Below are 18286 nucleotides of genomic sequence, written 5' to 3' on the forward strand. Positions count from 1 at the left end.
GCTGCCATGCGCAGCGCGTGACTGGCGACGACGCGTCCTGCCGCTAAACTCTCCCGATCAGCGGGAGACACGCGATGACCGGCTTCAGCCTCGACCCGATCGGACACGTCCATGGCGGCCGCAGCGAACCCATTGACGATGATTGGGGCGCCTGCCGCGCCAGCATTCATCTCGATCCAGAGCGCTTCACCGCCGATGCCCTGCTGGGCCTCGATGGGTTCAGCCATGCCGAGATCATCTTCCTGTTCGACCGGGTCACCGATGCCGAGATCACCACCGGCGCCCGCCACCCGCGCGGCAATCCCGATTGGCCGCGCATCGGCATTTTTGCGCAGCGCGGCAAGAACCGCCCGAACCGGCTGGGCCTTTGCACTTGCCGCATCATCGCGGTGGACGGCCTGACGCTGACAGTGGAGGGCCTTGATGCCATCCACGACACGCCGGTGCTGGACATCAAGCCGGTGATGAGCGGCTTCCTGCCACGCGGCGAGGTGCTTGAACCCGATTGGGCCCGCGCCATCATGGCCGATTACTGGTGATCAGGCGGTGAACTTGCCCGTGATCCAGGTGCCCAAGGCCGCCGTGCTGCCGGTCAGGACCGTGCCCCAGATCAGATCGAGCACAGTCACCTTCAGGCTCCACACCTTCAGCGTGGCATAGTTGGTGAAATCGTAGGTGGCATAGCACAGGAAGCCCAGCACAGCGCCCTGCAGCGCCGCGCGGGCAATCCCTTCGGTCAGGCCCGGCCACACCGCGAAATAGACGATGCCGCCGATATAGATGGCGTAAAAAATCATCGCCGGCGCCAGCCGGAAACCGTTTTCCATCATCACATCGCCGATTTCCGGCTTGTACAGGCGCGGCGCCATATTGATCAGCCACACGGCATCAATGGCAGCAAAGGCCACCAGTGTGGCAAAATAGGCGATCAGCATCTTTATCATGCCCCGCGCCATAGCCAAATGTCGCGGCTTTGCCACCCGGTTTGACAATTGCACCCGGCATCCGCGATGCTGTGTCGCTGGCAATGTGGGCGGCAAACGCCCGATACGATATGTGGGGGATCACATGACCGACAGGAAAACGCTGTGGCTGTCGCGCCGGCTGGAGGCGCTGCTGCTGCGCTTCTATCACGCGCAAGGCTGGCAGGCGGTCAGCCACGGGCCGATCCCCAAAAAGGCGATCATCATCGCCGCGCCGCACACGTCGAACTGGGATTTTCTTTACTATATCGGGCTCACCCGTGATCTCGGCATCGCGCCAAGCTTCATGGCCAAACGCCAGTTGTTCCAATGGCCGCTGGGGCGCTTCATGCGCGACATGGGCGGCGTGGAGATCAACCGCGAAGCCGGCGGCAATTATGTGCAGGCGATGATCGACGAATTCGCCCGCCGCGACGAATTCCTGCTGACCATCGCGCCCGAAGGCACGCGCAGCAGCGTCGCGCAGTGGCGCACCGGTTTCTATCACATCGCCATGGGTGCCGGCGTGCCGCTGATCGTCGGCATGATGGATTATGCAAAGAAAATGGGCGGCTTGGCGCAGGCCTTCATGCCGAGCGGCGATTATGCCGCCGACATGATGCGGATCGAGGAATATTATCACAACACGACCCCGCGCCATCCGCACAAGGCGATGCAATCCATCCTCGCCGCCAGCGACAAACCCTACGCTCGCGCCGCCTGATGGTCAGCAATCTCGCTCTCACCCTGGTGGCCGTCGTCGCCTTGATGCTGGCCTGCTGGCGCATCGCGGTCAGCATCCGCGATGTGTCGTTCATCGATGTCGTCTGGGCCTGGGGCATGGTCTATGCCGTGACGGTTGCCACCATTCTGGGCGGTGGCCCCGCCGGGCCGGCAGGCTGGGCGCTGCTGGCCCTGGTCAGCTTGTGGGGCCTGCGCCTGGGCGGTCATCTGTTTGCCCGCTGGCGCCGGCTGGGGCCGGACCCGCGCTATGAAAAGATCATGGCCAGTGCCCTCGCCAAAAAAGGCTGGAGCTTTGAACGCACTGCCTTGTTGCAGGTGTTCGGCCTGCAAGGCCCGCTGTTGTGGGGCGTGTCGCTGCCGGCACAGACCGGCATCCTCGCCGATGGCGGCGGGCCGCTGCCGCTATGGGGCTGGGCCGGCGTGGCCATCGCATTGGTCGGCATCGCCTTTGAAACCATCGGCGATGCGCAGTTGGAGGCGTTTCGCAAGGATCCGGCCAGCAAAGGCATGGTGCTGGATACCGGCCTGTGGCGCTACACCCGCCACCCGAATTATTTCGGCGACTTCACCGCCTGGTGGGGCATTTTCATCGTCGGCGTTGCGGCCGGCGCGCCGATCTGGACCATCATCGGGCCCGTGTTCCTGTCCTTCACCCTCACCCGCTGGTCTGGCGCGCCGATGCTGGAACATGGCTTGAAAAAACACCGGCCCGGCTATGCCGATTATATCGCGCGCACATCCGGGTTTTTCCCGCTGCCGCCCAAACGCGGCTGACGCCGCCCGTGCCGCGTGGGTGGTTTCCGAGCCTTTCGGCCCGCCCTGCTGACCCTAAGGTTCCGGTCTTCAGGAGATCGGCCATGGCAGGCGCACGCATCGAAGACAACGGCCCACAGCCACAAGCGTTCAACATCGAACGCGCGACGACGCAGAACCAAGATTACCGATCGGTGGCGTGGAGCGGCCGCTTCCTGCAGGTGACGCTGATGTCGATCCCGGTGGGCGGCGACATCGGCCTGGAAGCGCATCCCGATACCGACCAGTTCCTGCGGCTTGAAGCCGGCACCGGCCGCGTCCAGATGGGCACCGCCAAAGACCAATTGACCTATGACGCGCCGGTGTCGGACGGCTGGTGCGTGTTGGTTCCGGCGCAAAGCTGGCACAACATCACCAACACCGGCACCACGCCCATGCAGGTCTATGCGATTTACGCGCCGGCGCACCACAGACCGGGCAAGGTGCAGGCCACCGCCGCCATCGCCAGCGCCGACACGGATGATGAACCGGCGGACTGGTCCGTGCAGCCCGGCCATGCCCCCGATCTACACGGTTGACTCGCCCGATTGCCCGCACATCGCTGCATTTTGCCCTGATGCTGGGGCTATGCCTGACAGGAGCCTGTGCCATCGCCGCCGAAGAACCCGCCTTCACCGTCAGCCTGGCCAAGGGCGATTTTGCGGTGCGCGATTATCCCGCCCTGATCGTCGCTGAAGTCGCGGTGGCCGGGGACCGCAAGACCGCGGCGAGCAGCGGCTTTCGTCTGCTCGCAGGCTATATCTTTGGCGGCAACACTGCCCAGCAGAAGATCGCCATGACCGCGCCGGTGATGCAGGCCGCCGCTGGCCAGCAAATAGCGATGACAGCCCCCGTCTTGCAGAGCGGCGGTGATGGCAAATGGGTGATCAGGTTCATCATGCCCAAGGGCTCTTCGTTGGCAAATCTGCCCCGGCCGAACAATCCCAGAGTGCAGATCAAGACCATCCCGCCCGCGCGCATGGCGGTGGTCCGCTTCAGCGGCCTCGCCCGGCAAGACACGATCGCGGCGAAAACCGCAGCCCTGCAGGGCTTCGCGACGGCCCAGCATCTGCACGCCATCGGGCCGCCGGCGCTGGCGCAATATGATCCGCCGTGGACATTGTGGTTCCTGCGCCGCAACGAGGTAATGATTCCCGTCGCGCCGGCTGGTGAAGGCTGAACGGCCGGCCGCGCCCGATGCCGAAGGTCATTCCAGACATCACCGCCATCGTGCAGCGCAGCAACCAAGTCACAAAAACATCACAGCATTTGTCCCAGACTGTAACGCATCAGTCTTATCGCTCCATTGCGTCCTGTATGATGCGAAGGGGGAATGATGATGAAGGCCGTTGTTCTGCAAGCGGGTGCCGCGGTCGCCGTCATCGCGCTCGGCATCCTTTGCGCCGCGCCCGCCACCGCGCAATCAAAGGCTTTTACCACGGCGAACATCACCAACGTCAATGCGCCCGTCAGCGTCACGCTCGGCGGCCGCAGCTTCACCAACCAGGGGATCGTCGGCGCTGGTCGGCTGAGCGCCAACACGCTCGATTTTCGCGGCGAGACGCTGGGCAGCTTCTCGGGCATGGCGCTTGATCTCAATAGCTGGCGGCGCAACGCCGATGGCAGCTATAGCAGCGGGATGTTCACACTGCCGGATCGCGGGCCCTTCGATGGCGCGATCGACTATCGCAACCGCGTCCACACCGAATCGATCCTGTTCACGCCGCTGACCGGTACCGCGGCCTTGCCGCTGTCACCCGCTTCGCAAAACCAGATGATCATCACCCCCACCGGCGGCTTCACGCTGAAAGACGCGGGCGGCGTTGAAATGACCGGCCGCGATCCCGGTTCAAGCACCGTCATCCGTGGTGGCATCGTCTATCCGTTCGCCACCGCCGGCACCGCGGCCGGCCGGATCGCCCTCGACGCCGAAGGCCTGGCTTTCCGTCCTGACGGCAGCTTCTATGTGTCCGACGAATATGCGGCCGGCCTTTATTATTTCGATGCCACCGGCAAGCAGATCGGCGCGATTCAGACCGTTGCGGCCCTGCTGCCGCGCAATGCCGCCGGCGTGATCGATTTCAACAGCACAGGGCCCGGCGTGTCCGGCCGCCGTAACAACCAGGGCCTCGAGGCCATGGCAATCACCCCGGACAACAAGAAGCTGGTGACGATCCTGCAATCGGCGACTGTGCAGGATACAGCCGGCAGCGCCCAGCAAACCCGCAACAACACCCGCATTCTGGTCTATGACATCAGCACCAACGCCGTGCCGGCCAACCCGATCGGCCACTATGTGCTGCAATTGCCGATCTTCAACAACAGCGGCTCGGGCGTCGCGCCCGATCGCACTGCGGCACAGTCCGAAGTGCTCGCGCTCAACGACACCCAGTTCCTGGTGCTGGCGCGCGACGGCCTTGGCCGCGGTGTCGCCGCTTCTGCCAGCATCAGCGCCACGCCGATCTACAAGAGTGTCCTTTTGATCGACACAGTCGGCGCCACCAACCTGGCAGGCACCACGTTTGAAACCGGCACGACGCCGATCGCCACCGGTGGCACGCTGCTACCCAGCATCGTGCCGGTGCAGCAGGTCGAATTGGTCAACATGCTCAATCCTTCCCAACTCGCGCGGGTGGGCATGAGCCTCACCCGCCTGCCGTTGACCAGCCTCACGTCGCTCGGCGAAAAGATGGAAGCCATGGCGCTGGCGCCGGTGCTTGAAGACGGCGCGCCGCAAGACTTCTTCCTGATGGTCGGCAACGACAATGACTTTCAGGCGACCGCTGCGGTCTTCAACGGCACGCCCGCCTCGATCGGCGCGCTCGATGGCACCGGCAATAACGACAATATCATGCTGGTCTATCGCCTGACCCTGCCGACCTATGTCGATCCGATGGCGCTGCAGGCGCTGAACAACACGTCGCCCGATGTGCTTTATGGCACGCGCCGCGCGCTGACCGAACTTGGCCTCAGCACCACGGCACCCGCGATGCGCTTCCTCAACGGCCAACGCGGCTGGAACGCGCCGGCAACGGCCCGCGCACAGTTGTGGCTCGATACCGATTGGAGCCGCATCGGTGCCGGCGCCAGCCCGCTGACCGGGGTCGACGCCCAGACCATTTCGACCACCCTTGGCCTCGATGTCCCGCTCGGCAGCGGCGTTCGCATCGGCGCCACGGGCGGCTATCGCAGCTTGGAGGGCACCCTGGCTTTTGGTGCGCCGCTCAAGGCCAAGGCCTGGACGGTCGGTGGTTATGCCGCGTTCGACACCGCATCGGGCTTTTATGGCCAGACCGCAGGCGCCTGGCTCCGCGATGTCTCGTTCGGCAGGATCGGTCGCGCGTCAGTCTATGGGCAGCGGGCCATCGGCACGACTGACGGCAACGGCTGGACGGGCAGCGGCGAAATCGGCTGGCGGTTCCCGGTTGGTCGCGCCAGGCTGACGCCGTTCATTGCGGTCGATTATGTCGATCTGAAGCTCGACGGCTACAGCGAAACCGGCGCCTCGGTTTCGAACATCAGCTACCCGGACCGCCGGTTCAGCCAATTGAACACCAGCGTTGGCGCCGAAGTCGCGGTCGAATTTGGCGCGCTGCGCCCAGCGCTGCGCGGTGGCTACAGCATCGAAAACCAGACCGGCGACAACAGCGCCGCCGTCCGCCTCACCAGCGCCCAGCACATGATGGGATCGACCGTGCTGGCGCTCGATGGCACCGAGCGCGACAGCGCCTTCGGCGAGCTGCGGATCGCCATGCGCGACGGCGCCTTGTCGGGCTATTTGTCGGCACGCGGCCGTTGGGGCCGCGGCAAGGACGACGCCCGCGTCGCCGTCGGCATCAGTTTCGCGTTGTAAGCACCGCTTCGCGCAGTTTCATCGCGCGAAGCGGCGCAAGGCTGCACCGGCATCCTGCGTCACATCTGGTGGCCGGTCTCCGCCAGACGCCCGCCATCCGGCGTCCGCGCTCGTTCGAACAGCCACACGCGCACCGCGCTCGACAGGTTGGTGGTGCGGGCTTCGTCGATCTCGGCGACGAGGGCGGCCAGCGATTTGCCTTCCTGCGCCGCTGCTTCGTTCAGCGCGGCCCAGAACACCGGTTCCAGGGTCAGGCTGGTGGCATGACCCTGAATGGTGAGGCTGTATTTTTTCGGCACGTCAGCGCCTGAGAAAGCGCTGCGTCGCGGTCATCAGCAGGATCAGGATCGGCACCGTCGCATAGGTCAGCCAGGCAATGCCGGTGGCTGCGGCGGTCTTCGCCAACAACCATGGCACGCCAACCACCACGACCGGAACCACCGGCACCAGCAGCCAGGCTGCGCCAAGGCTGTCGCGAAACCGACGCTGCATGGCTCAATACATATGCTGGCCACCGTTGATCGACAGCGTCGATCCGGTGATGAAGCCGCCATCATCGCTGGACAGGAACGCCACGGCGCGGCCGATTTCACTCGCCTGGCCCAGCCGGCCTACGGGTATCTTGGCGACGATCTTGGCCAGCACGTCCGGTGGCACTGCGGCGACCATGTCGGTATCGATATAGCCCGGCGCAATCGCGTTGGCGGTGATACCGAAACGCGCGCCTTCCTGAGCCAATGCCTTGGTAAAGCCGTGGATGCCCGATTTCGCCGCGGCATAGTTCACCTGGCCAAATTGCCCGGCCTGGCCGTTGATGCTGCCAATCTGCACATAACGGCCCCAGCCGCGTTCCTTCATGCCGGCGAACGTCGCCTTGGCCATGTTGAAACAGCCACCCAGGTTGACGCGGATCACCTCGTCCCAGGCTTCCCAGCTCATCTTCGTCAATGTGCCGTCGCGGGTGATGCCGGCGTTATTGACCACGATATCGATCGGGCCCAACTCGGCCGCCACCTGCGCGCAGCCATCCAGGCAGGCCTGGTGATCGGCAACATTCCATTTGTAGCTTTTGATCCCGGTCCGTTCGGTGAAGGCGCGCGCCTTGTCATCGCTGCCGCCATAATTGGCTGCCACTGTCACGCCCATCTCGTGCAGCGCGAGGCTGATCGCTTCCCCAATCCCGCGTGTACCGCCGGTTACCACTGCCACCCGTGCCATATCGAAATCCACCCTTTCCCCAGCGCCCGCCATGTTGCCTGCGGTACGACCTATCACACCTTGGGCCGGATTGCCGGCTGATTCAACATGCCTTTACAGCCAGCCGGCGAGTTCGCGGCCGATAATCTTTTCCAGCATGCCCATGCCGGTGTCGCTGGCGTTCAGGCAAGGCAGATAGGCGAAATCCGTGCCGCCGGCCTCCAGGAATTCGTCGCGGCCTTCCATCGCCACTTCTTCCAGCGTCTCCAGGCAATCGGCAGCGAATCCGGGGCAGACCACGGCGATCTTCTTCACGCCTTCGTTCGGCAGGGCGAGCAACGTGTCATCGGTATAGGGCTTCAGCCATTCGGCGCGGCCAAAGCGCGACTGGAAGGTGACGCGCACCGGCATCCCCAGCGCCTCCTGCAACAGGCGCCCGGTCTTGCGGCACTGGCAATGATAGGGATCGCCAGCCGCCAGCGTGCTTTGCGGCATGCCGTGAAAACTGGTGACGATCAGATCGGGGGTGAAATCAAGCTTGCCCAGGCCTTCACGCACCGATTGCGCCAGTGCGGCGATATGATCGGGATTGTCATAATACGGCGGCAGCGTGCGCAGCGCCGGCTGCCAGCGCATTGCCATGAGCACGCGCGAGGCTTCATCGACCACGGTGGCGTTGGTGGCACCGCTGTATTGCGGATACATCGGCGCCAGCAGGATGCGATCGCAGCCCGATTTCATCATCGCTTCCAGACGTTCCCCGATGGAGCGCGTGCCATAGCGCATCGCCCAATCGACCTGCACAACCTGGCCCATGCGCACCTGCAGCGCTTCGGCCTGTTGGCGCGTGTAAACAGTGATCGGTGAGCCTTCGGGCAGCCAGACCTTCGCATAATTGGCCGCCGCCGTGCGCGGGCGGATGTTGAGGATCAGCAGATTGAGGATCGGCTGCCACAGAAAGGCCGGGATCTCGATCACCCGCCGGTCTGACAGGAATTCGCCCAAAAAGCGGCGGACGGCGGGCACATCCGGCGCATCGGGCGAGCCGAGATTGACCAGCAGCACCCCAACGCGCCCGGCTTTCACGGGCACATGATCCGCCGGCAGGGCCAGCGGCGGCAGATTGAGCGGCGGCAAGCCGAGAGGCGCGGTCACTCAAAAATCCTCATAGCGGGAAAAACGGCAAGGTGCGCCAGCGCCGGCCGGTGGCGGCAAACAGCGCATTGGCCACCGCCGGCGCGATCGGCGGGGTGCCAGGCTCACCGATGCCGCCGGGGTCGACAGCAGACGGGATGATGCGCACATCGATTTGGGGGCAATCGGCCATGGTGATCAGTGGATAGGCGTGGAAATTGTCCTGCTCTACCCTGCCGCCCGAAAAACTGATGCGGCCAAAAAGCGCGGCCGACAGGCCATAGACGATACCGCCTTCGATTTGGGCCGTCACGGTATCGGGATTGATCACCCGGCCGCAGTCCACCGCCGCCCAAACTTTGCTGACGCGCGGACGCTGGCCGGAAACGATCACGACTTCGGCAATCTGGGCGACGATGCTGCCGAAACTTTCCACCAGCGCCACGCCCCTGGCCACGATGGCGCCGGGCTTGGCCACATTTGCAGCCGATTCCGCATCCCGTCCCAGCGGCCCGCCCATTTCAAGCACCGCCGCCAGCACGGCGGCGTGGCGCGGATGATCCTTCAGCATGGCCATGCGGAACGCGCCGGGATCGACCGCCGCGCTGGCCGCCAGTTCATCAACGAAGCTTTCGATGATGAAGCCGGTGAAACTGTGCCCGACACTGCGCCAGAACCCGAGCGGCGCAGTGCAATCGGCAAGGATATGCTGCACGCGCAGATTGGGAATCGCATAGGGCAGATCGACCGCGCCTTCGATGGCGCCGGCACCGGCCGAAGGCCGCCCGGCAAAGCTGCCGATGTTACGCCCGGCAAAGGCCGCGCCGACATCGGGCACGGCAATGGCGGCATTCCAGCCGCTGATGCCATCCGGCGTCGCCTTGCCATGCAGGCGCGCGGCCACTGCCGGCCGGTACATGTCGTGAGCGAAATCCTCTTCGCGGCTCCAGATCAATTGCACCGGCCGGCCAGCGGCGCGCGCGATCAGCGCGGCCTGCGCACAGGCATCGCCTTCCACTTTCCGACCGAAACCGCCGCCGATCAGCGTCGGGTGCACCACCACCTTGTCCGCAGCGATATCGAGCGCCTGCGCCACGGCGCGCGCCGCCAGCGTGGCGCTTTGGGTGGGGGCCCAGATTTCGGCTTTGCCGTCGGCCACCCGGGCCGTGGCGGTCATCGGCTCCAGGCAGGCGTGGGCCAGGAACGGCAGGCCATATTCGGCGGTGACCACGCCGTTTCCGGCAAGCGCCGTCGCCACATTGCCTTCATCGCGCACCGCCTTGCCCAGCGTGCCGGTCGGGCGAAACGGCTGGCCATCGGCGGCCAGTGCGCCGCGCACCGCCGCCTCCAGCCACGGGCCGGGCGCCGAATCGGTGGGCTGCCATTTGATCGACAGGCTTTTCAGGGCCTTCTGGGCGGCAAACCAGTTGTCGGCCACGCAGGCGATGAAGCCTGGCTGTTCGACGATGCGAACGCCGGCGGGCAGGGGCGGGGCCGAGTGGCTGGCAACGCGCGCACCGATCGGGCCTTGATCGATGGCGGCAAAGGCCAGGCCGGGCAGGCGCACGTCGATGCCGAAACGCGCCGATCCATCCACCTTGGCCGGCACATCGAGGCGCAGCAGCGGCCGCCCGGCAAGACGGCCGTTGCTGCGGCGCTTGGGATCAGCCGGCGCATCGTCCGGATCAATCTCGCCAACAAGCGCGTGAAATGGCAGCCGATTGGCCTTGTAGATCACGAAGCCGCCAGCGGTTTCGATCTCCTGCCAATCCACGTCCCAGCGCCGCGCGGCCGCCTTCACCAGCATTTCGCGCGCGGCCGCCGCAGCGGCGCGCAAGGGCGGTTCCCAGGCGCGCACGCTGTTCGACCCGCCGGTAATCTGAAAATCGAAGAAGCGCGCCACCCGCTGCCCGGCCGCCATCACCACCGATCGCATCGGTTCCGACAGGCCGGCAGCGGCCCCCAGCGCCAGGCCGGGATTGGCATAGTCAGGGCCCAGCGGCGCTGGCTCCACGCCCACGCCGCGCCAATCGGCGCCCAGTTCGTCGGCGACGATCTGCGCCAGCGCCGACCAGATGCCCTGGCCCATCTCCGCCTGCGCCACGGCGACCACGACCCGGCCATCGGCGCCGATCTTGATATAGGCATTGAGCAATGTGTCACCGGGCGCCGCCACCCAATTGACCGCGGACGCACGCGGCCATAGCGCCCAGCCAACGGCCAGGCCGCCGCCGGCCACCGCAGCCACCAGCAGGGTGCGGCGGTTCACGGCCCCGCGCGGGGCGGTGCCGGAAGGACGCCGGGATGGTGACGGCTTCAGGGTCAGGCGAGCTGCCCCATCAGATGCTCGGCCGACGAGACGCCGAACGCGCCGGGCGGCTCGACATTCAGCTGGGTCACGATGCCATCCTTGACGATCATCGAAAAACGCTGGCCGCGCAGGCCCATGCCAAAGGCACTGCCATCGAAGGTGAGGCCCAGCGCCTTGGAGAAATCGCCGTTGCCATCGGCCACCATGGTGATCGATTCGCCGACATTGGCGGATTTGCCCCAGGCGCCCATCACGAAGGCATCGTTGACCGAGATGCAGACGATTTCATCAATGCCCTTGGCCTTCATTTCGTCGGCATTGTCGACAAAACCCGGCAGGTGGCGGGCCGAGCAGGTCGGCGTGAAGGCCCCCGGCACCGAGAACAGCGCCACGGTGCGGCCGCCGAACAGCGCGTCGGTGGTCACCGGTGCCGGGCCATCGGCGGTCGCCTTGGCCAGGGTCGCCGCCGGAATCGCATCGCCAATCTTGATCGTCATGGGGTTTCTCCACCAGGTAAAATGCCGTGGCCTCTTCCTAGCCTTGGCCTTGGCTGGCGTCCAGCGCGGGCCTATGCTGGCCCTATGGATGCACCGCCTTTTCTGACTGGCCAATTGCTGCTGTCGATGCCGGGCATTGGCGATGATCGCTTTGAACGGGCGGTGATTGCGATGTGCCTGCACGATGATCAGGGTGCGCTGGGGCTGGTGGTGAACCAGCCGCACCCCGATATCCGATTCCATGGCGTGCTGGCGCAATTGGGCATCGCCAGCGGTGCGGCGCCCGATGTGCCGGTGCTGGCCGGCGGCCCGGTCGAACAGGGGCGCGGTTTCGTGCTGCACGAAGCCGATTATGCCGCCGCCAGCACCATCCGGGTGGGCGATGCCTGGGCCTTCACCACCTCGCTGGATATCTTGCAGGCCATCGCCCAGGGGCGCGGGCCACAGCGCTGGCACATGGTGCTGGGCTATGCTGGCTGGGGTGCCGGCCAGCTCGAAACCGAGCTTGGCCAGCACGGCTGGCACATCGCGCCGCCCGATTCGACGTGTGTGTGGGACGTCGCCGCCGACCGCCGCTGGGAACGCGCCTTTGCGCTGACCGGCGTGGCCGTCGCCAATCTTTCGGCCACGCCGGGGCGCGCCTGAGCCTCACCCCATGACACGCCGCGCGTAACGCGGCTCACCCCATCACAAACGCATTCAACTTGTTGCCATCCGGATCGCGGAAATAGGCCGCGTAAAAACCGCTGTCGCCGCGCGGGCCGGGCGGGCCATCGCAGCTGCCGCCCTGTTCCAGCGCGATGGCGTGGATACGGTCCACTTGCGCCCGGTCGCTGGCTTCCAGCGCCACCATCACGCCGTTGCCGACACTGGCCGCATTGCCGTCGAACGGCACGGTGGCGGCAATGCCCGGCGCGCCGCCTGGCGTGCCCCACGCAATATAGGTGCCGAATTCCATCATGCGGCCCACGCCCATCTCCGCGGCGATGGCATCATAGAATCGCGCCGCCCACGCCAGATCATTGGTGCCAAGTGTTACATAGCCGATCATTGGTTCCTCCCTGCCGAAAACAGAACATAAAACGAACAAACTGAGTCGGCAAGGCTGGATTCGCCGGCCGGATTGGTCATGCTCTTGCCAGACACTTGCCATTCGGGGGGCAAGTCGCTATTGCGCGCGTTCCGCATGAACCGGACCGCCTGGCCAAAAGGGCTGCCATGGCGGTTTTTGATGCGTCTTACGAAGGAGACCAAAATGCCCAAGCTCAAGACGAAGAGCGGTGTGAAGAAGCGCTTCAAGATCACCGCATCCGGCAAGATCAAGCATGGTGTCGCTGGCAAGCGCCACCGCCTGATCAGCCACAACGCCAAATATATCCGCCAGAATCGCGGCACCAGCGTGCTGGCCGAAGCCGATACAGCCCGGGTTCACGCCTGGGCGCCGTACGGCATCAAGTAAGGAGCAGCACCCATGCGTATCAAACGTGGTGTGACCACCAAAGCCAGACACAAGCGGATCCTGGAACAGGCCAAGGGCTATTTCGGCCGCCGCAAGAACACCATCCGCATTGCCAAGCAAGCGGTGGAAAAGGCTGGCCAATATGCCTATCGCGATCGCAAGGCCAACAAGCGCAATTTCCGCGCCTTGTGGATCCAGCGCATCAACGCCGCCGTGCGTGAAGAAGGCATCACCTACAGCCAGTTCATCGCCGGCACGAAGATCATCGGGCTGGAGCTTGACCGCAAGGTGATGGCCGATCTGGCCATGAACCAGCCGGAAAGCTTTGCCGCCATCATCGGCCAGGTGAAGGCCGCGCTCGACGCCAAGGCCGCCGCTTAACCGCGACGCCCGACGTGGATGAAGGGGCGCGCGCCGGCACCGGCGCGCGCCCCTTTTGCGTTTTTTCTCATCAATTCAGGCTGTTCGATGACCATCAACACGCTCGCGCTGCAAAGCGACATCTTGGCCAGCATCGATGCTGCCGACAGCCCCGACGCGCTGGAAGCCGTGCGCGTGGCGGCCATGGGCAAGCAGGGCAGCGTCACCGCGCTGTTGAAGACGCTGGGCGGCATGAGCCCGGACGAACGCGCCGTGAATGGCCCGGCCTTCAATGGCCTGCGCGAAACCGTCACCGCCGCACTGGCCGCCAAGAAAGCCGCGCTCGATGAGGCAGCACTGAACGCCAAGCTCGCCGCCGAGCGCCAGGACATGACGCTGCCGATCGCGCTGCCGCCGATGGGCAGCATCCACCCGGTGTCCCAGGTGATGGACGAACTGGCGGAAATCTTTGCCGATCTGGGCTTTGCCGTCGCCGACGGGCCGGAGATCGAGGACGACTGGCACAATTTCACCGCGCTCAACATCCCGGAAAGCCATCCGGCGCGGGCGATGCACGACACATTTTATATCGACGGCAAGCCCAACATGGTGCTGCGCACGCACACCTCACCCGTGCAGATCCGCACGATGCTGAACCAGAAGCCGCCGATCCGCATCATCGCGCCGGGCCGCGTCTATCGCAGCGATTCGGATGCCACGCACACGCCGATGTTCCACCAGATCGAAGGGCTGGTGATCGACAAGGGCATCACGCTGGCGCACCTGCGCTGGACGCTGGAGACGTTCATCAAGGCGTTTTTCGAAGTGGACGACGTCGTGCTGCGCTTCCGCCCCAGCTATTTCCCGTTCACCGAGCCTTCGGTAGAGGTCGATGTCGGCTACAACAGCAAGACCGGCAAGCCGGCCGGCGCCGGCCAGGTGGACAAGTGGCTGGAAGTGCTGGGCAGCGGCATGGTGCACCCGCGTGTGATTGCCGCCTGTGGACTCGATCCCGATGAATGGCAGGGCTTTGCCTTCGGCACCGGGGTCGATCGGCTGGCGATGCTGAAATATGGCCTCACCGATCTGCGCGCCTTCTTTGATGGCGACACCAAATGGCTGAAACATCATGGTTTCTCGGCCTTTGATCTGCCCTCCATTTCTGCCGGAGCTTCCTCATGAAGTTCACCCTTTCCTGGCTGAAGGACCATCTCGACACCAGCGCCAGCGTCAGCGAGATCGCCGACGCGTTGACGCGTTGCGGCCTGGAGGTGGAAGGCATCGAGAACCCGGCCGAGGCGCTGGCCGCCTTCACCATCGCCCATGTGATCAGCGCGGAACGCCACAGCCAAGCCGACAAGTTGCAGGTGCTGATGGTCGATACCGGCAACGGTGATCCGATGCAGGTGGTGTGCGGCGCGCCCAATGCCCGCGCCGGCATGAAGGGCGTCTTCGCCCCGCCCGGCACCTATGTGCCCGGCAGCGGCATCACCCTCAAAGTCGCGGCCATCCGCGGGGTCGAATCGCGCGGCATGATGTGTTCGATGCGCGAATTGGAGCTTTCGGACGAGCATGACGGCATCATCGCCCTGCCCGACGAGGCACCGCTGGGTGTGCGCTATGTCGATTGGGCCGGGCTGAATGATCCGGTGTTCGATATCGCCATCACGCCCAACCGGCAGGAGTGCCTGGGCGTGCTCGGCATTGCCCGCGATCTCGCCGCTGCCGGCATCGGCACGTTGAAGACCCGCGCCATCGCGCCGGTGGCCGGCAGCTTCCCGATGCCGCGCCCGATCGTGATCGAAGATCATGAGGGCTGCCCGGCCTTTGCCGCGCGCGTGGTGCGCGGCGTTGCGAATGGCGCCAGCCCGGATTGGCTGCAACGCCGGCTGCGCGCCGTTGGGCTGCGGCCGATCTCGGCGCTGGTCGATATCACCAATTTCCTCTCCATCGATTCGGGCCGGCCGCTGCATGTCTATGATGTGGCCAAATTGCAGGGCGGGCTGACCGCGCGGCGGGCACGGGCCGGCGAATCGGTCCTGGCGCTCAACGGCAAGACCTATGCGCTCGACGAGCGCATGACGGTGATCGCCGATGACGCCGAAGTGCACGACATCGGCGGCATCATGGGCGGCGAGCACAGCGGCTGTTCGGCCGACACCAGGGACGTGCTGATCGAATCGGCCTGGTTCACCCCCGAACGCATCGGCACGACGGGCCGCAAGCTCGGCATCAACAGCGATGCCCGCGCCCGTTTCGAACGCGGCGTCGATCCGCTGTTCGTGGTGCCGGGCCTGGAATTGGCCACGCAACTTGTGCTTGATCTGTGCGGCGGCGAGGCATCCGAAATCGTCGTCGCCGGCACGATTCCCGATCACAGCCGCGCCATCGCCTATCGCCCGGCGCGCGTTGCCGGGCTGGCCGGGCTGGATGTGGCCGAAGACCAACAGGCCGCCATCCTTGACCGCCTCGGTTTCGGCGTGACGCGCGGGGACGTGTGGCAGGTGGCGGTGCCGTCATGGCGGCGCGATGTCGATGGCGAAGCTGATCTGGTCGAGGAGGTTGTGCGCATCCACGGCCTCGATCAGGTGCCGGCCACGCCGCTTCCCCGAAAGGACGGCGTCGCCCTGCCCACCGCCACGCCGTTGCAGCGCAGCCAGCGCCGGCTGCGGCGTGTGCTGGCCAGCCGGGGCCTGGACGAAGCCATCACCTGGAGCTTCCTGCCGCCGGCCGCAGCCGACGCCTTTGGCGGCGCCGCCTTCAGCCTGGCCAATCCGATTTCTGCCGACATGGCGGCGATGCGCCCCAGCCTGCTGCCCGGCTTGCTGTCGGCGGCTGCGCGCAACATGGATCGCGGCGCCGCCAGCGTGCGGCTGTTCGAGCTGGGCCAGCGTTATCGAGCGACAAGCGAGCATCCCACGGCCGCCATCCTGCTGGCCGGCGAAGCGCGCGGGCGCGACTGGCGCGGCGGGCCGGCTGTGCGCCCCGATGCCTTTGATGCCAAGGCCGAAGCCCTCGCCGCGCTCGCCGCGCTGGGTGCACCGGTGCAGCGCCTGAACATCGCTGCGCCGGGCGATGCCTGGTGGCATCCGGGCCGCGCCGGGCGCTTGCTGCTGGGCAAGGCCGTGCTGGCCGATTTCGGCATCATCCACCCGCGCGTCAGCGCCGGCTTCGATGTGAAGGGCCCGGTGGCGGCGGTGGAGCTGTATCTCGACGCGCTGCCGCCGCGCAGCCGCAAGCGCGAGGCCTGGGCACCCAGCCCCTTGCTGGCGCTGAGCCGCGATTTCGCCTTTGTGGTTGATGAAGGCCTGCCGGCCGACAGCCTGCTGCGCGCCGTGGCAGCGGCAGACAAGGCTCTGATCAGCAACGTCAAATTGTTCGACCGTTACGCCGGGCCGGGCGTGGACGCCGGCAAGCTGAGCCTGGCCGTGGAAGTGACGCTGCAACCAACCACCGCCACTTTGACCGACGCTGATATCGAAGCCGTGTCGGCCAAGGTGGTGGCGGCAGCGGCCAAGCTGGGGGCGACGCTGCGCGGCTGATTGATATCGCGGTTGGGTGATGATATCATCATCACATGAGAACACTGATCGATATTCCAGAAGCGGAGATGCGCCGTCTGGACACCTTTGCCGCCGCAAAGGGCTGGTCGCGAGCCGAGGCGGTGCGGCAAGCGGTGGCAGGTCTGCTGGAACGGGAATCTGCAGCCGAGCGTGCGGCAGACAAGGCGGCGTTCGATGCTGTGTTCGGGATGTGGAAAGACCGGGACATGGATGGCCTGGCCTATCAGCGTGCACTGCGCGCCGAATGGGATCGCCCGTGGGATGAGCAGTCCGACTTGGCAGCAGACCGGCCGGCATCGGCTGCGTGACCGGCGGCTGCTTTGACAGTGTGATCCTGATTGACCTGATCGCGGGTCGAGCCGATGCGCGCCGCGCAGTCGAAGCAATCCCGCTCGACCGGCGCTTCATCAGTATCGTGTCGCGCACAGAGGTGTTGACGGGCGCACGCAGCGAATATGAATGGCAGCATACGCAACTCATGCTCTCGCGCTTTGTCGAGATCGTTGCCGATGCCGCCATCGCCGACGCCGCCGCCCGGCTGCGCCAACAATATCGGCTAAAGACCCCCGACGCGATCATCGCGGCAACAGCGGCGGCGCAGGGCGTGCCGCTGTTGACGCGTGATGCGGCGCTGGCCGCGGTGCCGGGCGCCGTTCTGGCCTATGCTTAACGCGGCGGTTGCTGGCCTTGCATATCCTGCTGCGTGACCGGCGACAGGCGGATTTCGACCCGGCGGTTCTGTGCGCGGCCGGCTTCGGTATCGTTGCTGGCCAGCGGAAATTGCGCGCCGTAACCGCGGGTGACCATGCGGGCGCGCTGCACGCCCTGATATTGCAGATAATCCGCCACGGCATTGGCGCGGCGTTCCGACAGCGGTTGATTGATCGCATCGCTGCCGGTCGAATCGGTGTGGCCGGTCACATCGATGAAGGTCGATTGATAGCTGGCCAGCGTTTGCGCCACCTGATCGAGCGCCGGGCGCATATCGGGGCGCAAAATCGCCTGATTGGTGTCAAAGCTGATGCCCGATGGCAGTTTGATGGCGATTTCCTCGCCATTGCGCGCCACTTCGATGCCGGTGCCGGCGGTGCGCTGGCGCAGCTCGCGTTCCTGCTTGTCCATGTAACTGCCGACGGCACCGCCGGCGATGGCGCCAAGGCCGGCGCCGATCAGCACTTCGGCCCGATTGTTGCGCCCGCCCAGGATCGCGCCGAGCAGGGCCCCGGCGCCGGCACCCGCCAAGGCACCACCGCCGCCGCGCGACACCCGCTGCTGCCCGGTTTCCGGATCAGTGACACAGCCACCCAGCACCAACGCGCTGCTCAGCATTGCGATCATCATCGTGTGTTTCATCGAATTTCTCCTGTTGTCCCCAAAGCGCTTGCCATCGTTGGTGTGGCTACAAGCTGAACGG

General features: G+C 65.5%; 22 protein-coding genes. 13 read left to right on the forward strand and 9 right to left on the reverse strand.

The features are described 5' to 3' along the window. Window positions 1-74 precede the first annotated feature (74 nt). Entirely contained in the window at window positions 75-539 is a 465-nt protein-coding gene (locus AC6UUM_RS16255; RefSeq protein WP_500803284.1) for an SAM-dependent methyltransferase, read from the forward strand. On the opposite strand, the gene AC6UUM_RS16260 is transcribed toward AC6UUM_RS16255, so the two are convergent. Beyond that, window positions 540-944, reverse strand: a complete 405-nt coding sequence (locus tag AC6UUM_RS16260) for a DUF2177 family protein (RefSeq protein ID WP_500803285.1) — start codon at window positions 942-944, stop codon at window positions 540-542. It lies immediately after the preceding gene. Window positions 945-1068: 124 nt separating this feature from the next. Here AC6UUM_RS16260 and AC6UUM_RS16265 point away from each other — a divergent pair, with 124 nt between their 5' ends. From AC6UUM_RS16265 to AC6UUM_RS16285, 5 genes are all read left to right on the forward strand, one after another. Further along, window positions 1069-1686, forward strand: coding sequence for a lysophospholipid acyltransferase family protein (locus tag AC6UUM_RS16265; protein WP_500803286.1), 618 nt, complete (start codon window positions 1069-1071; stop codon window positions 1684-1686). Beyond that, window positions 1686-2480 (forward strand): DUF1295 domain-containing protein, encoded by a 795-nt coding sequence (locus tag AC6UUM_RS16270; RefSeq protein ID WP_500803287.1) that lies wholly within the window; start codon window positions 1686-1688, stop codon window positions 2478-2480. The genes AC6UUM_RS16265 and AC6UUM_RS16270 overlap by 1 nt, the downstream gene beginning before the upstream one ends. 83 nt (window positions 2481-2563) lie before the next feature. Further along, a complete protein-coding gene (locus AC6UUM_RS16275) occupies window positions 2564-3037 on the forward strand; it encodes a cupin domain-containing protein (protein ID WP_500803288.1) in 474 nt (157 codons plus the stop codon). Between the two features lie 38 nt (window positions 3038-3075). Then, a complete protein-coding gene (locus tag AC6UUM_RS16280) occupies window positions 3076-3678 on the forward strand; it encodes an SOUL family heme-binding protein (protein WP_500803289.1) in 603 nt (200 codons plus the stop codon). Window positions 3679-3837: 159 nt separating this feature from the next. Next, the gene (locus tag AC6UUM_RS16285; protein ID WP_500803290.1) at window positions 3838-6351 is read left to right on the forward strand and encodes an esterase-like activity of phytase family protein; all 2514 of its coding nucleotides are present in this window, start codon (window positions 3838-3840) and stop codon (window positions 6349-6351) included. A 59-nt stretch (window positions 6352-6410) separates the two neighbouring features. Here AC6UUM_RS16285 and AC6UUM_RS16290 read toward each other — a convergent pair whose 3' ends face one another. The 6 genes from AC6UUM_RS16290 to AC6UUM_RS16315 form a co-directional block, all read right to left on the reverse strand. Next, a complete protein-coding gene (locus AC6UUM_RS16290; RefSeq protein WP_500803291.1) occupies window positions 6411-6650 on the reverse strand; it encodes a ribbon-helix-helix domain-containing protein in 240 nt (79 codons plus the stop codon). Between the two features lies 1 nt (window position 6651). Continuing rightward, window positions 6652-6843, reverse strand: a complete 192-nt coding sequence (locus AC6UUM_RS16295) for a hypothetical protein (RefSeq protein WP_500803292.1) — start codon at window positions 6841-6843, stop codon at window positions 6652-6654. Between the two features lie 3 nt (window positions 6844-6846). After that, on the reverse strand, window positions 6847-7569 hold the full coding sequence (gene phbB, locus AC6UUM_RS16300; protein ID WP_500803293.1) for an acetoacetyl-CoA reductase: 723 nt from the start codon (window positions 7567-7569) through the stop codon (window positions 6847-6849). Window positions 7570-7662: 93 nt separating this feature from the next. Then, window positions 7663-8661, reverse strand: coding sequence for a ferrochelatase (hemH, locus tag AC6UUM_RS16305; RefSeq protein WP_500804997.1), 999 nt, complete (start codon window positions 8659-8661; stop codon window positions 7663-7665). Between the two features lie 52 nt (window positions 8662-8713). Next, window positions 8714-10951 carry a xanthine dehydrogenase family protein molybdopterin-binding subunit gene (locus tag AC6UUM_RS16310; RefSeq protein ID WP_500803294.1) on the reverse strand — a complete coding sequence of 746 codons (2238 nt, stop codon included), beginning with the start codon at window positions 10949-10951 and terminating at the stop codon, window positions 8714-8716. Window positions 10952-11004: 53 nt separating this feature from the next. Continuing rightward, window positions 11005-11490, reverse strand: a complete 486-nt coding sequence (locus AC6UUM_RS16315) for a peroxiredoxin (RefSeq protein WP_500803295.1) — start codon at window positions 11488-11490, stop codon at window positions 11005-11007. An 84-nt stretch (window positions 11491-11574) separates the two neighbouring features. Here AC6UUM_RS16315 and AC6UUM_RS16320 point away from each other — a divergent pair, with 84 nt between their 5' ends. After that, window positions 11575-12135, forward strand: coding sequence for a YqgE/AlgH family protein (locus AC6UUM_RS16320; RefSeq protein ID WP_500803296.1), 561 nt, complete (start codon window positions 11575-11577; stop codon window positions 12133-12135). 34 nt (window positions 12136-12169) lie between these two features. Here the strand turns inward: AC6UUM_RS16320 and AC6UUM_RS16325 are convergent, their stop codons facing one another. After that, window positions 12170-12541 carry a VOC family protein gene (locus tag AC6UUM_RS16325; RefSeq protein WP_500803297.1) on the reverse strand — a complete coding sequence of 124 codons (372 nt, stop codon included), beginning with the start codon at window positions 12539-12541 and terminating at the stop codon, window positions 12170-12172. Between the two features lie 204 nt (window positions 12542-12745). On the opposite strand from AC6UUM_RS16325, the gene rpmI reads away from it, so the two are divergent. From rpmI to AC6UUM_RS16355, 6 genes are all read left to right on the forward strand, one after another. Then, window positions 12746-12949, forward strand: coding sequence for a 50S ribosomal protein L35 (rpmI, locus tag AC6UUM_RS16330; RefSeq protein WP_353200586.1), 204 nt, complete (start codon window positions 12746-12748; stop codon window positions 12947-12949). A 12-nt stretch (window positions 12950-12961) separates the two neighbouring features. Next, window positions 12962-13330 (forward strand): 50S ribosomal protein L20, encoded by a 369-nt coding sequence (gene rplT, locus AC6UUM_RS16335; RefSeq protein WP_353200587.1) that lies wholly within the window; start codon window positions 12962-12964, stop codon window positions 13328-13330. Between the two features lie 87 nt (window positions 13331-13417). After that, the gene (pheS, locus tag AC6UUM_RS16340) at window positions 13418-14491 is read left to right on the forward strand and encodes a phenylalanine--tRNA ligase subunit alpha (protein ID WP_500803298.1); all 1074 of its coding nucleotides are present in this window, start codon (window positions 13418-13420) and stop codon (window positions 14489-14491) included. After that, a complete protein-coding gene (gene pheT, locus AC6UUM_RS16345) occupies window positions 14488-16851 on the forward strand; it encodes a phenylalanine--tRNA ligase subunit beta (RefSeq protein ID WP_500803299.1) in 2364 nt (787 codons plus the stop codon). The genes pheS and pheT overlap by 4 nt, the downstream gene beginning before the upstream one ends. Window positions 16852-16886: 35 nt before the next feature. Continuing rightward, entirely contained in the window at window positions 16887-17180 is a 294-nt protein-coding gene (locus AC6UUM_RS16350) for a ribbon-helix-helix protein, CopG family (protein ID WP_500803300.1), read from the forward strand. Further along, the gene (locus AC6UUM_RS16355; protein ID WP_500803301.1) at window positions 17177-17542 is read left to right on the forward strand and encodes a PIN domain-containing protein; all 366 of its coding nucleotides are present in this window, start codon (window positions 17177-17179) and stop codon (window positions 17540-17542) included. Before AC6UUM_RS16350 ends, AC6UUM_RS16355 begins: the two co-directional genes overlap by 4 nt. Here AC6UUM_RS16355 and AC6UUM_RS16360 read toward each other — a convergent pair. Next, a complete protein-coding gene (locus AC6UUM_RS16360; protein ID WP_500803302.1) occupies window positions 17539-18225 on the reverse strand; it encodes a YiaD family glycine zipper/OmpA-like lipoprotein in 687 nt (228 codons plus the stop codon). The genes AC6UUM_RS16355 and AC6UUM_RS16360 overlap by 4 nt on opposite strands. Window positions 18226-18286 lie beyond the last annotated feature (61 nt).

The organism is Sandarakinorhabdus sp., from assembly GCF_987265915.1.

What these genes read in the sequence shown, in the direction of transcription:
- AC6UUM_RS16255 (WP_500803284.1), top strand. Translation starts at nt 75, where the DNA reads ATGACCGGCTTCAGCCTCGACCCGATCGGACACGTCCATGGCGGCCGC.
- AC6UUM_RS16260 (WP_500803285.1), bottom strand. Translation starts at nt 944, where the DNA reads ATGATAAAGATGCTGATCGCCTATTTTGCCACACTGGTGGCCTTTGCT.
- AC6UUM_RS16265 (WP_500803286.1), top strand. Translation starts at nt 1,069, where the DNA reads ATGACCGACAGGAAAACGCTGTGGCTGTCGCGCCGGCTGGAGGCGCTG.
- AC6UUM_RS16270 (WP_500803287.1), top strand. Translation starts at nt 1,686, where the DNA reads ATGGTCAGCAATCTCGCTCTCACCCTGGTGGCCGTCGTCGCCTTGATG.
- AC6UUM_RS16275 (WP_500803288.1), top strand. Translation starts at nt 2,564, where the DNA reads ATGGCAGGCGCACGCATCGAAGACAACGGCCCACAGCCACAAGCGTTC.
- AC6UUM_RS16280 (WP_500803289.1), top strand. Translation starts at nt 3,076, where the DNA reads ATGCTGGGGCTATGCCTGACAGGAGCCTGTGCCATCGCCGCCGAAGAA.
- AC6UUM_RS16285 (WP_500803290.1), top strand. Translation starts at nt 3,838, where the DNA reads ATGAAGGCCGTTGTTCTGCAAGCGGGTGCCGCGGTCGCCGTCATCGCG.
- AC6UUM_RS16295 (WP_500803292.1), bottom strand. Translation starts at nt 6,843, where the DNA reads ATGCAGCGTCGGTTTCGCGACAGCCTTGGCGCAGCCTGGCTGCTGGTG.
- phbB (WP_500803293.1), bottom strand. Translation starts at nt 7,569, where the DNA reads ATGGCACGGGTGGCAGTGGTAACCGGCGGTACACGCGGGATTGGGGAA.
- AC6UUM_RS16315 (WP_500803295.1), bottom strand. Translation starts at nt 11,490, where the DNA reads ATGACGATCAAGATTGGCGATGCGATTCCGGCGGCGACCCTGGCCAAG.
- AC6UUM_RS16320 (WP_500803296.1), top strand. Translation starts at nt 11,575, where the DNA reads ATGGATGCACCGCCTTTTCTGACTGGCCAATTGCTGCTGTCGATGCCG.
- AC6UUM_RS16325 (WP_500803297.1), bottom strand. Translation starts at nt 12,541, where the DNA reads ATGATCGGCTATGTAACACTTGGCACCAATGATCTGGCGTGGGCGGCG.
- rpmI (WP_353200586.1), top strand. Translation starts at nt 12,746, where the DNA reads ATGCCCAAGCTCAAGACGAAGAGCGGTGTGAAGAAGCGCTTCAAGATC.
- rplT (WP_353200587.1), top strand. Translation starts at nt 12,962, where the DNA reads ATGCGTATCAAACGTGGTGTGACCACCAAAGCCAGACACAAGCGGATC.
- pheS (WP_500803298.1), top strand. Translation starts at nt 13,418, where the DNA reads ATGACCATCAACACGCTCGCGCTGCAAAGCGACATCTTGGCCAGCATC.
- pheT (WP_500803299.1), top strand. Translation starts at nt 14,488, where the DNA reads ATGAAGTTCACCCTTTCCTGGCTGAAGGACCATCTCGACACCAGCGCC.
- AC6UUM_RS16350 (WP_500803300.1), top strand. Translation starts at nt 16,887, where the DNA reads ATGAGAACACTGATCGATATTCCAGAAGCGGAGATGCGCCGTCTGGAC.
- AC6UUM_RS16360 (WP_500803302.1), bottom strand. Translation starts at nt 18,225, where the DNA reads ATGAAACACACGATGATGATCGCAATGCTGAGCAGCGCGTTGGTGCTG.